General features: G+C 59.1%; 10 protein-coding genes. 1 reads left to right on the forward strand and 9 read right to left on the reverse strand.

Going from position 1 to position 12,407, the window contains the following annotated elements; all coding sequences use genetic code 11:
* Positions 1-8: 8 nt before the first annotated feature.
* Genes ACR0LF_RS13955 through ACR0LF_RS13980 form a run of 6 tightly spaced genes read right to left on the reverse strand, consistent with a single transcriptional unit; the run spans position 9 to position 6,015 of the window.
* A complete protein-coding gene (locus tag ACR0LF_RS13955) occupies positions 9-764 on the reverse strand; it encodes a polysaccharide deacetylase family protein (RefSeq protein WP_480580827.1) in 756 nt (251 codons plus the stop codon).
* Positions 761-1,903 carry a glycosyltransferase family protein gene (locus ACR0LF_RS13960; protein WP_480580826.1) on the reverse strand — a complete coding sequence of 381 codons (1,143 nt, stop codon included), beginning with the start codon at positions 1,901-1,903 and terminating at the stop codon, positions 761-763. The genes ACR0LF_RS13955 and ACR0LF_RS13960 overlap by 4 nt, the downstream gene beginning before the upstream one ends.
* Entirely contained in the window at positions 1,900-2,484 is a 585-nt protein-coding gene (locus ACR0LF_RS13965; protein WP_480580824.1) for a histidine phosphatase family protein, read from the reverse strand. Before ACR0LF_RS13965 ends, ACR0LF_RS13960 begins: the two co-directional genes overlap by 4 nt.
* Positions 2,481-3,557 carry a glycosyltransferase family 4 protein gene (locus ACR0LF_RS13970; RefSeq protein ID WP_480580822.1) on the reverse strand — a complete coding sequence of 359 codons (1,077 nt, stop codon included), beginning with the start codon at positions 3,555-3,557 and terminating at the stop codon, positions 2,481-2,483. Before ACR0LF_RS13970 ends, ACR0LF_RS13965 begins: the two co-directional genes overlap by 4 nt.
* On the reverse strand, positions 3,557-4,804 hold the full coding sequence (locus tag ACR0LF_RS13975; RefSeq protein ID WP_480580820.1) for a glycosyltransferase family 4 protein: 1,248 nt from the start codon (positions 4,802-4,804) through the stop codon (positions 3,557-3,559). Before ACR0LF_RS13975 ends, ACR0LF_RS13970 begins: the two co-directional genes overlap by 1 nt.
* Positions 4,801-6,015: a glycosyltransferase family protein gene (locus ACR0LF_RS13980; RefSeq protein WP_480580819.1), complete on the reverse strand. Its 1,215-nt coding sequence runs from the start codon at positions 6,013-6,015 to the stop codon at positions 4,801-4,803. Before ACR0LF_RS13980 ends, ACR0LF_RS13975 begins: the two co-directional genes overlap by 4 nt.
* A 390-nt stretch (positions 6,016-6,405) precedes the next feature.
* On the opposite strand from ACR0LF_RS13980, the gene ACR0LF_RS13985 reads away from it, so the two are divergent.
* Positions 6,406-8,781 carry a mechanosensitive ion channel domain-containing protein gene (locus ACR0LF_RS13985; RefSeq protein WP_480580817.1) on the forward strand — a complete coding sequence of 792 codons (2,376 nt, stop codon included), beginning with the start codon at positions 6,406-6,408 and terminating at the stop codon, positions 8,779-8,781.
* A gap of 87 nt (positions 8,782-8,868) precedes the next feature.
* On the opposite strand, the gene ACR0LF_RS13990 is transcribed toward ACR0LF_RS13985, so the two are convergent.
* The 3 genes from ACR0LF_RS13990 to ACR0LF_RS14000 are packed head-to-tail and all read right to left on the reverse strand — an operon-like array spanning position 8,869 to position 12,400.
* The gene (locus ACR0LF_RS13990) at positions 8,869-10,224 is read right to left on the reverse strand and encodes a CoA transferase (protein WP_480580816.1); all 1,356 of its coding nucleotides are present in this window, start codon (positions 10,222-10,224) and stop codon (positions 8,869-8,871) included.
* Positions 10,221-11,375, reverse strand: coding sequence for an ABC transporter permease (locus ACR0LF_RS13995; protein ID WP_480580812.1), 1,155 nt, complete (start codon positions 11,373-11,375; stop codon positions 10,221-10,223). The genes ACR0LF_RS13990 and ACR0LF_RS13995 overlap by 4 nt, the downstream gene beginning before the upstream one ends.
* Complete coding sequence (locus ACR0LF_RS14000; protein ID WP_480580811.1) at positions 11,372-12,400, reverse strand: ABC transporter permease; 1,029 nt, start codon at positions 12,398-12,400, stop codon at positions 11,372-11,374. Before ACR0LF_RS14000 ends, ACR0LF_RS13995 begins: the two co-directional genes overlap by 4 nt.
* Positions 12,401-12,407: the final 7 nt, after the last annotated feature.

A 12,407-nucleotide genomic window follows, 5' to 3' on the forward strand; every position in this document is an offset into this window, starting at 1 on the left:
TTATGTCCTTATTCGTTCTTCGGTGCGACCCAGGCTGTGGCAGGTCCGTTCAGCAGTTTGCGCAGCAAGGCCTCGGTAAAGGTCCAGATCTCCTGATCATGGACCAGATGATGGGTCAATACGCCAAATGGCTCGGTATTGTCTGAACGGCCTTCGCGACGGTCCCGCAACAGATCAACTGTTTGTGCGATCAATGTGTTGGACGAGATCAGACCCCGCGTGCCGCGCCAGTCAATCGGGTCGAGATGGGTGTTGATCTGCTCGAGCCTAGGTGCGGCAAGCGGAGTTTTGCGCGGGGTCGCAGTGGACAGGATACGATACCCCACCGTCGGCAATTGTTCGACCATTTCCGGCGCGATGCGGTTCCACGGGGGCACGAACATGGGGCGCACGTTGTCCCCAAACAGGGCATCAAGGCGCTTCTTCCCCGCCTGCGCATCCCTGACCATCTCGTCCAACGGACGGTTTAGGCGAAACTCGGCTTTTTTCTCGCCGTTGGGGGCATGGTTCGTGTGCGCCCATCCATGCACCACGGGGATGAGAGATGGTTGCGTCTCGGCATATTGGGCAAGGGCTTGGCTCGCGTCGTGGGGAATGACGGCCAGATGCACGGGCAGGCCCAATCGCGCAGACAGATCAGCCAGTTGATTCAACTGCGGCGTTGGGTCGGTGGCGTCGTCGTCGCGCCACCACAGAGGCAGGGTCAGACCTGCCGCGCGCCAGTGATCCAGCTCGGTGTCCAAAGAGTGCCAGTTGGGGGTCATGCACGTTGCTCCAACAGTCGCTTGGCGATGCGTACGGTTTGGGCGGCCCCGTCAAACCCGAAATCCTGTTGTGCGCGGGGTCCATCGGCAACGACGCGCTCGACCGCTTGTGCCAAAGCGTCCCCGCTCAGGGCCTGACTTTCCAGCACTTCGATTGCGGACAGGTCTGACAGGCTCTGCCCGCGCAGACCTTGCTCGACCTCCTTGCCGTCGTCGAAGGGGACAAACACGGCAGGTGTTCCACTTTGCAGGATATCCATCGCCGTGTTGTAGCCGCACATGCTGACCGAGGCCGCCGCGTGTGGCAGCATCTGGCGAAAATCCGGTCGGACAGGTTCCAGAATGACCGAGGTTCCTTGTGCTTGCTCGGACAGCTCAGCGATGCGCGCCTTCGCATCCGTCCCGCCAACCAACAGGCGCCAGCGCCTGTTGGGCATCTGGCGGGCGGCCTCGATGGCCGCGCGAAAGATCGGTTGCCCAACGGACCCGCCACCTGCGCTGACCAGGATTTCGCCTTGACCCACCGCATCTGGGTGAGGTTGCGGCAGTGCAGGCGCGACAAAGCCGGTATAGTGCAACCGTTCCGCCAGTTGGTCTGAAACTGGCCAACTCACCGATAAGGGTGTCACGCTTTCGGTCGAATGAACCAGTATGCCGTCGTAGTACCGGTTCACGATGTCATCGGTACGCTCCGCCTTGGCGGGTTTCGAGGGCGGAGCCAGAATGTCCCGGATCGATCCGAGAAAGATTGGACGCTTGGATAGAGTCCTTGCTGTATCCAAGGCCGCATCAAACTCGGTCGACAGGGACCGACGGCCAAAGGGGTAAAGCTCGGTGATCAGGACTTCGGGTTGAAAACTCTCGACCGCTTGCACCAAGGCTGAGATACGCGCAGCGTGATCGGCCGCATCCGCTTCCAAGCCGGTTTCAGCCAGCAAACGGGTAAAGTTGGTCCCGTCCGACCGTAGGGGTGGCAGGCCAAACAACGTGATGCCAGTGCTGTCCAGTTGAGGCGCGGGCATACCGCCCGTGACGACCATCACGTCGTGGCCGTCATCCCGGAACGCTCGCCCCAGTGTCAGAGCCCGGCTGAGATGCCCTGTCCCCAGCAGGTGCGTGACGATGATCATCACTTTCATTGGGGTGCCTCGTGCTTGATCAGGCGAACGGGGTCGGGATCGGGGGTCAAGGTGTTCATATCGACGACATACAGTCGATTGCGTTTGATCTTGAAAGGGGCGGGGCCATCAAAATTCCAACCCCAAGCCTGAGCCAGAATGACGCGCATGATACCGATATGACAGACCGCGACCGTATCGCGCTTCAACTCTGACAGCCACGGGCGCAACCGGTCCCTGACATCAGCTGGGCTTTCCCCGTTTGGCGGACGAAACTCCCAACTCCAATCTTCTATATGTTTATAACCGCTTGTTGCGTCTGCGATCAGATCGACGCCACGCTGACCCTCCCAATCGCCCCAGTTCATTTCGGTCAGCGCTGCCGACGTCTGCGGGCAGCGGCCCGAGACGATCTGCGCCGTTTCGCTGGCACGCTGTAACGGGCTGGACCAGATATCAGCATCTGCCCACCCATCCGGCAGGCTATAGCCAGCCAACTCGGATCGCGCGTCATCATCCAGCGGAATGTCGCTGCGGCCCTGAATTCGTCCCGCACGGTTCCAATGAGTGTGTCCGTGGCGAAGTAGTGCAAGTCGGGTCATGACGTTTCCTTCAACAAGGGGCGGAGGCTTGTCCACAACCGCTCGGTCGCCTGCGGTAGAAGGTGACGCGTCTCCACATAGCTGCGCGCAGCGGCGCCAAGGGTGCGACGCAAGGATGAATCCGTCAGCAGGGTCTGCAAGTGATCCGCAAAGCCTTTTGCCCCGGCATCAACCGAAGGGTAGGTCGCTGGGGCCAGCACATCCCGCACTCCGGGCCGATCCTGCGCGATCACTGGCAGGCCCGCGGCTTGTGCTTCCAGATAGATCATCCCATATGCTTCGTTCACCCCGGGCCACATCAGCAGCGATGACTGTTGATAGCTGCGCTGCAAGGCCTCCCGGTCGAGCTGGCCCAGAAATCGCACCCGATGCCCGAATGGTGCCATCAACGCCTCAACCTCAGCACGTGCCGGACCGTCACCCGCGATGCTCAGGTGCCAGTCGCCTGTTAGATAGGAAAGTGCTTCGGCGAGTATCCGATATGAGGCCAATTTGTCCCCATGCCGCATCATGCCAACGGTCAGCATGGGACCTTCTCTGGCAGTGGCAGGGGGCAGCTTGGACACCGGCAAAAACGGAGGCAACTCGATAAGAGCTTGGTCGCCAAAGCGGTCTCGTTTCAGCGTGATTAGGTCGTTTGCGGTGTGATAAAAGATCACGTCCGCTGCATCGCAGGCCTGATGCGCTGCTGCTGCAAAGCCCGCCCATGGCCCGTTCAACCTGCTTGAGGCGCGGGTGCTTTCAAGTTGCACGTATGGAATGCTGCGCGCCTTGCAGACCTGAGGGCCCAGCAGATCGGGGGCTTTGTAATAGTTGTGATAAGTCACCCACAGCGCAGTATCAGCGGGCAGTTCTGCGATCAGCCGCTGCGCTTCCGCTTCCGCCGCGTGTTGCAGAGATCGCTGCAGCGCCGGGTCGCCGTTCTTGTCATAGATCCGCAGGTCCGAGACCAGATCAACCGCGTCTCCTTCGGCAGTGAGGGCGCGCATCAGGTTTCGCGCCATTTCGCGGTCGCCCGAGGGGGTTGGGCTGTTGGGGGACTTCATCGGTGCATAAAATGCAACCCTGGCCATCATACGCCATCCGAGCACATGGCGTTCAGCCGCTTGGACAGATGGGCAATGCCCGGGTCCATCCGAAACTCGGCCATGAGGCGATCATAGGCCGCGCACGCCATCTGTGTGGCTTGCTGAGGATCGGCGGCCAGCCCTTCAATGGCTGTCGCCAGCGCTGCGGGGGCGTCATCGGACAGCACGCCGTGGGTTCCGGTTTCGATGAATTCCGGGATCGCCGAAACCGGGGTCGACAGGATGGGCAGAAGCTGAGATGCGGCTTCCATCAACACATTCGGCAAACCGTCGCGGTCGCCATCTGAGGCGATCCGGCTGGGCAGGACAAACAGGTCGGCCTGACGCATCGCTTCAATCACCTCGGGTTGATCGCAAGCGCCTTTCCAGGTGATGCGGTCCGCGACGCCAGCGGCGCGCGCCTGTTCGCGCAAGGTATCGCCCAGACCACCGCCGCCGATATGGGTCCAATGCCAGTCCAGATTGTCCGGCAGCAATGCAAAGGATGCGATCAGGCGGTCGAAGCCCTTTTTCTCGACCAGCCGACCGACGGATATCATGTGAAAGCGACCGGCCGCACAGCGCAGCTTGCGCGTCGGAGGTTCGGGAAAGCGGGACAGGTCCAGGCCATGATAGATTAGGTCGACGCGTGCGGCGTTGTCAGCGAGGCTGCGCAGATGCTCGGCACCGATGGCTGTGCAGGTGGCGCCGAAAGTGGCCCCATGCGTTGCGGCGTGCAGCTTTTCGCGTTTTTCCCAATCCGGTGACGTCCAGATGTCCTTGGCATGGGCCGAAAAGCTCCACGGCAATCCGCGCATGATAGCGGCGTACCGGGTGACCGACGACGGTGTGTGCATGAAATGGGCATAAAGACCCTGCGTCTGCGCAGGCAATTCGGTTGCCAGAACACAGGCCTGCCCGAACCGGCGGATGCGATTGGGCGTCGGATCGCGCCTCAGGTCCTGGCGCCAGATCCGGTAGGCCTCGGCATAACCGGGAAGTGCTTGGGCGGTGGCTCGCGCCGCCCAGACCCGGTCAGGTTCGTCATAGAGATACTCGGGCAGATATCGGACCTGTCCTTTGAAACGGTCATGCAGCGGGTGGCGTTTCGTGTCGGTCGGGTGCCGCAGAGACCAGATGTCGAACCGATGCCCGGCATCCTGCAAAGCGACAAGTTCCTGTGCAATGAACGTTTCGGACAGTCGCGGCCAGCCTTTGACCACAACTGCCAGAGTAGGAGAATTCGAGGTCATCCGGTGGCTCGTTCCTGTTCCCGGGTCAACAGGCTGTCGATGCGGTCCGTGACATAGTCCAACCCGTCCAGCAAGCCGCTCTGGATCGCCTGGGACGGCAGGGATTGGTGCGGCAGTTCGCGTATGGCACGGATCATCGCGTCCGGTGTCAGGCCATCCCGATTTTCATCCAGCATGCGGACAAGACCCAGCCCTTCGGCGCGCGACGCGCGGATCCATTGTTCCAGCCGGGGCGTGGTGCGCGGGACGATGACGGCACGTTTGTCGAAAGAAAGAACCTCGCAGAACGTGTTGTAGCCGCCCATGCAGACAACACCTTCGGCACCAGCAAACAGCGTTTCGATCTGGGATTCGAACCCGACAGCAGTCACGCGACCATTCAAAGCGGCAACGCGGGTTTCGAATTCTTCGCGCAGTTCGCCGGACAGGAAAGGGCCATAGACCAGAACGGCGCGCGGTGACAGATCCGGGTCTTTTTCATAGGCAGACAGGACTAGGTTGACCATCGCCTTACCATCACCGCCACCACCCGGAGTGATCAGTATGTAAGGTTGTTCCGGGGGCTCACCAACCGGACCGAGATCGCGGCGCAGATAGCCCGTCCAATGAATGCGCGATTGTGCCGCCGCACTCAGCGGCAGCCCTTGCGTCGGGTCATAGATCGACTGCAAACCGTAAACCCAGATTTCGTGATAAAACCGCTCGGTCGCTTCAATGGCTTCCTTGCGCGCCCATTCGGCGGCCAGCACTTCGGGTTCGTCCAGAACGTCGCGCAGCCCAAGCACCAGTTTCGTGCCGCAGTTTTGTTGCAGGTAGTTCAACGTCGGCAGCAACTCACCCCTGAACCCCGTCGGTTCCTTGTCAACGATCAGAACGTCGGGATCGAACTGCTGAACAGCGGTTTGAATCAAACCTGACCGCAACTCGGTGACTTCTTCGATCCCCATCCCGATCGTGCGCGCGGCATAGGATCCATCGGCGCGCTTTGTGACACCGGGCAGGCGCACGTGATCGACGCGGCGGGGAAAGGTAAACCGACCAGCTACGGGCGAGCCCGTCAGGATCAGGGCCGACGCGCTTGGATCCGCCTGCGTGATTGCCCCAGCCAGAGCCCGCGACCGGCGCAAGTGGCCCAGACCAAAGGTGTCGTGGCTGTAAAACAGGATACGCGGCGCGCGGTCCGGTTTGGAATTGGTTATGCCTAGGCTCATAGTGTTGCCTGTCTTCTTGATCCCGATGCGAAATCCGCGCGTGTGCAAGCGATATCGTATATTTCCCTTCCACGCTTGCCAAAGGCGGAATTGCGCTTCTGCAAATGTTCCAAGCATTGCGATTTGGCAACAGCATATTGACGATTTCGCGACATATCGCACCAACGCTTGAAAAGGATCGCAAATGGACCGGGAACTGGCAGGGGGAGCAAATCCTGAAACTTAACCTTGTTCATATTCAATTTTTGCCAGATTGAAAACCGCTGACGTCAGGCAGTGCGCCAAGAACACGCCCATTCAGGATATTAGTGTGGCCGCTCCCGAGTGTTTGAACTGTTTGGAACGCTTGGGTAATCTGATCGTTATCGGGAAATCTGGATACAATACCCTATGAAACATACCTTTCTGGCCGCAGTCTTTCTGGCTTTGTGGGCTTTTGTTCTGGCACTTCCTGTCAGCGTTTCAGCGCAATCCTCCTTGATTCCGGGATATGGCGCGGGCAGTTCGTCTACGTCCACGCAGGAAAGCGATCTGGCTGCTGCAATTCGCGCGGCCAGCGAAGCGGGGGCAAATGTAATTGTCATCGACAGCGCCGGGCAGGTCGTGACCTCGGCTGGTGGTACGGCTGCAGATTCGGCTGGCGCCGCAAGCGAGTCGGATAATCCCATGGGGGACGGATCGCAGCTGATGAAGGCGCAGGAGCGTTTTTCGAAGTTTAGTGAGTCGATGCAGTCGCGGCTTGAGGCGCTGCCGTATTCGATGTTCGAAGTGAAATACATCCTGCGCCAAACCAGTCCCGACGGTCGTATTCAGACTTATGTCGAAGTTCTGCTGTGGAATGTCCTGTTTCTGTTGCTGGGGCGCTGGCTGTCCACTGAAATCTACGGCAAACGCATAGCGCGCAGGTGGGTCGTGGCACGGATCAAAGACGATCCGCAGGGGTATCGTGAAAAGATGCCGTTCCTGCTTTACCGGTTCGTGATGGGGATCGGTGGCACGGTGTTTGCCATGCTGATGGCTTTGATCGTCGGATATCTGTTCTTTGGCGAGGCAGGGGATATCTCGATCCAGTTTACAGTGACCGCGATTTTCACGGCATTTTTCTTGTCGCGCACAATATCTGATTTATGGCGGATGGTTCTGTCGCCCTACCTGAGCCAGTATCGACTGCCGCCCTTCTCGGATCGGGATGCCAAGTTGCTTTACTTCTGGGCGTCAGCCCTGGCGACCTATGATATTTCTGTGGTTCTGTTTTCGACCTGGGTTGCGGATTTTGGTTTGAACTACAACGTCTACGCCATGGTTTATGGCTGCCTGACAATGGTCGGCGCTTTAGGCAATATTCTGATGATCCTGTTCAATGCCCGGGCGATTTCGAATGCAATCCGGGGCGGGCGTGCGCCTGATCAGGTGTCGTGGTTGTTGCGGTTCGTTTCCTTCGGCTGGGCACCTGCACTGATTGTCTACGTTGTGTTCAGCTGGTTCCGTCTGGCCGTGGATCTTGCGTTGGAAAACCCAACCCCGCTGCCACTGATCGCAAGCAGCTATTTGATCTTCATGTCAGTCGTGGTCGCTTATGGGGCGATGAATTATCTGCTGGAACGTTACTTCGACCGGTCTCGTCAGATCGATGAGATTAATGACGCAGCCGCCGCTGATGTTGAAACTGTCGAGCTAACGGAAACTCCCGAGGCTGAGCAGCGTAAACAATACCTTCTGACGTATGAAGATTTGGCCCGTCGCGTAGCCGGAATTCTTGCTTTTGTGATCGGTGCCTACGCGCTTGTGGTGATTTGGTACCCGGATGCGGATTGGAGCCAGGATCTGCCGGTCGAACGTGCGCTGGATGTCATGGTCATCCTCTTCATCGGCTATGTCCTGTTTCATTTCTTCCGCATCTGGATCGACAGCAAAATCGCTGAAGAGGTTGACGATGGCACAGAGGCCGAGCTGGGTGACGAAGGCGGCGAAGGGGGGCAAAGCCGGCTGGCGACGCTTTTGCCATTGTTCCGGGGTGCGATTCTGGCTGTCGTTGTTGTCACCATCGTGCTGATTGTACTGATGGAGTTGGGGATCAATGTCAGCCCGCTGTTTGCAGGCGCGGGTGTTGTAGGTCTGGCTGTCGGTTTCGGCTCTCAGACGCTGGTGCGGGATATCTTTTCAGGTGCGTTCTTCCTGTTGGATGACGCGTTCCGTAAAGGTGAATATATCGACATCGGGGATGTGAAAGGCACGGTCGAGAAAATCTCGGTTCGGTCCATGCAGTTGCGTCACCATCTGGGTGCGCTGAACACCATTCCCTTTGGTGAGATCAAGGTGCTGACCAACTATTCCCGCGATTGGGTGATCATGAAACTGCCGTTGCGCGTAACTTATGACACTGATGTCGAAAAGGTGCGCAAGCTGATCAAGAAGCTGGGTCAGCAATTGCTGACCGATCCTGTAATCGGGGACAATTTCATCCAGCCGCTGAAATCTCAGGGCGTGATCGAAATGCAGGATTCAGCGATGATCATCCGGGTCAAATTCATGACCAAACCGGGCGATCAATGGCTGGTGCGTAAGAAGGTTTACCAGGATATTCGCGAGCTGTTTGCGCGAGAAGGCATCAAGTTTGCCCACCGTGAAGTCACCGTCAGATTGGCGGAAGGCAAAGAGGCCGAAGACCTGACACCGAAACAGCGCGAGGCTGTGACCGGCGCAGTGCAGGCCGCGATAGATGAGGATTATCTGGACGATATCGGACCGGGTGGCGACGACCGCTAGGGGCGCTCCCGCCGCATTGGATTGCGTCTCTGACGAGACGCCACCCAATGCGTTGGGCCGGGCCGCGCGTTCCGCGCGGCGGTTGGTTCAGTTGGCGGTGAAGGGCCAGACGGGCTCTGACGTGCCCAGTTTCGATGCGGGCAAGTCCCAGCGCATCGAGGTGCCTCCGACCGTGAGCGCGGGATTGAGCCGATGGCCAGGGCCCCAGCCGGAAGCCTCTGGGTTTGTGTTGAAGTCTGCCGTTGTCGGGATGATGGCTTTCGCCTCGGCATCGTCCTTGCCGAGCACAGCCAGAAGTTCAGCGGTGCGTGCAAGGGACAGATGGGCATGCATGATGGAGTTACCTGATGCGGCCTCGGCCAGAGCCGATAGCACAGCGGCGGCCAACAGATACCCGGTTGCGTGATCCAGAGCCTGAACCGGCAGCGGAGTTGGCTTGTCTGCGTCAGCCCACCCCATTCCCGCATGGGCAATGCCTGCGCTCATCTGAACAAGGCTGTCGAACCCACGCCGTGTCGACCACGGACCCTGCCAACCATAGGCGTCCAGAGTTACTTCTATCCGGTTCGGGGCCAACTCGTCGCGTTTGGCGCGTGTCAGACCCAACGCATCCAGCGCGCCGGGCCGATACCCGTGCACAAACACATCCGCCTGCGAAAGCAGCCCGTGCAGCCTTTCCAGACCGTCGTCTGATTTCAGGTCGAGATAGGCGCAGTGTTTTCCCAGAGAAATGTCGGGGATAACACCGGGCTCGTCCCAACCCGGCGGGTCGATCCGCAACACCTCAGCCCCGAAACCGGCCAATGTGCGTGTCGACACCGGGCCAGCCAAAACGCGGGTCAGATCGAGCACGCGCAATCCCGCCAGTGGCCGTTCAATCGTTGCCTGAGGTCTGTCGCGCAGTTTGACATAACGCGGCCCCTGCCATCCGATCAATGGATCGCGCGACACCGCGCGGCCTTGCGGATGTTCCAGCCACTCAGCCCGGCTGCGCATGGCTGCGGCCACTCCGCCCTCAGCAACGACTGCTGTTTCCAGATCTGATATTGCCCAGGATCTGACGGCTTTGGCCACGGCTTCTCGCTCTGGCGGGGCACCAAGGACTTTCAACGCAGCAGCGCGATGGCGAGGGAGGTTTGTGTGCAGCCTGATCCAGCCATCCGAGGCTTTGTAGTCGCCCGCGACCGCATCCCACAGGCTCGGCATTTCCCAACCGTCTGGTTTGAAAGAAAAGCCGAACCATAAGGATGCCAGCCGATGATCGACATTGACCTCTGGCTTCTTCGCGGACAGGTTGAGTGCTTGCATCAGATGGGTCATTTCCTGACCCACGGCCGCAAAACTGGCGGTGGCCAGTTCGGAAACGGCGAAAGCGCTTGGCAGAACGCCTGCGCCAACCCTGCGATAGCTGTCGACAGCGGGAAGAGTGGCCAGAAGGCTCATTGCTGATAGGGGTCCAGACTGTCGCGCAGCCCGTCGCCGAGGAAGTTGAACGCCAACACCACGACGATGATCGGCAGCATCGGGATAGCCGTCCATGGGTAGATCTCGATCGAGGCGAGGTTCTGCGCGTCATTCAGCATCACACCCCAGCTGACGGCAGGCGCACGCAGGCCGAGGCCAAGGAAACTGAGGGCCGTTTCGCCAAGGATCATTGCCGGGATCGACAATGTGGCCGACGCGATCAGGTGCGACATGAAATTCGGCAGCAGGTGCTTGCGGATCACCCGGCCTGAACTTGCGCCCATCATTTCGGCAGCTCTGACATATTCTTCCTCTCGCAACGACAGGAATTTCGCACGGACCGAACGCGCCAGTCCCGGCCAATCGAGGATGCCGAGGATGATCGAAATGATGAAAAATACCGCGACCGGGCTCCAATTCGAAGGCACGGCGGCGGACAGGGCCAGCCACAGCGGCAGCTCAGGCAGCGACCGCAGGATTTCGATGACCCTGTTGATGGTCCAGTCGATACGCCCGCCGAAATAGCCAGCCATTGAACCGAACAAGATGCCCAGGAAGAACGACACCGAGATACCGATCAGACCCACCGTCAGCGACAGCTGCGCGCCATAGAGAATGCGGCTGAAGATATCCCGGCCCAGCCGGTCGGACCCCCACAGAAACAGGGTGGCACCTTCCGGGGCACAGAACAGGTGCGTGTCCGATGGTATGAACCCTGCCAGCTGATACTCTGAGCTTTCGCAGAAAAACCGGATCGGGCGTGGGTCATCCGTGTCGGGAACAAACTTCCACTGGAAAGTTTCAAGATCCGCCTCGGCCACGATCGGGTAAACATGAGGGCCGATGAACTCGCCCTCGTGGAACCAGTGCACTGATTGCGGCGGGGCATAGAGGTGCTCGCCATTGCGATCATTGGGTCCATAGGGTGCAATGAACCCGGCGAAGGGCAGCATCAGATAGCACAGCAGCAGGAAGATGCCCGAGATCAGACCCAGTTTATGGGTGCGGAACTTGCGCCAGACCAGCACCCAGTTCGGTGCATCCAGATCGGCGCGTTCCAGTTGCTGGATCGACGCCTGCGGATCAAAGGGCGCATCATCGACGTAGCGGTTGTCAGGACGGTCGGTCATGCTTCGCGCCCCTCATATCGAATGCGGGGATCCAGCATCACCAGCAGGATATCCGAGATCATTGTGCCGATCAGCGTCAGCAGGGCGACGAACATCAGGATGAACGCTGACAAGAACTGGTCCTGCGTCTTCAGAGCGGTCAGCAGGGTCGGGCCGATGGTTTGCAGGCCCAGAACAACGGAAACCAGAACCGAGCCGGATACCATCGACGGCAGAAGGTTTCCGATATCCGCGACGAACGGATTGAAAGCCACGCGCAATGGGTATTTGGCCAGCATCCGCGACGGGGCCATGCCCTTTGCGATGGCGGTTTCGACATAGGGTTTGCCAAGCTCATCGAGCATATTCGCACGCAAGCGCTGCATCATGGCCGACGCGCCTGAGGTGCCGATGACAAAGGTTGGCACGATCAGGTGAATGAGAATGGACTTCAGCTTGTCCCAACTCATCGGTTGGCCTTCGAACTTAGGATCCATCAGGCCGCCGATAGGAAGGTTGAAATACTGGTGACCGTAGTAGAACAGGATCAGCGCCAGCAAGAAGTTAGGTGTTGCCAGACCCAAGTACCCCACAAAGGCCGAAGTATAGTCGATCCATGTCCGCGACCGCGCCGCGGCGATGACGCCCAGTGGTAACGCCACGGCATAGACAAACAGGATCGCGGCCAGATTGACGACAACCGTCAACCAAAGCGTATCGCCAACGATTTCCGAAACGGGGCGGTCGAATTCAAAGGACCAGCCATAATTGCCCTGAATCAACCCGGAAAACCCATGTGGGCCGGGCCAGAAGCCTATCCAGATCAGATATTGTTCCCACATGGGGCGATCCAGTGCGTATTCGGCGCGCAGGAATTCCGCCTTCGCCACGCCTGCCGATTGGCCCGAGGCCTGGAGTTCGGCAATCTGGTTGCTTAGGTAATCGCCGGGTGGAAGGTTGATGATGACGAAAACCAAAACCGAGACCACCAACAACGTCAGCAGCATCGTGAAAAAGCGATACACCGCATAGCGCAGCATGACCATTTAGCTG

This window comes from Ruegeria sp. E8 (assembly GCF_056533985.1).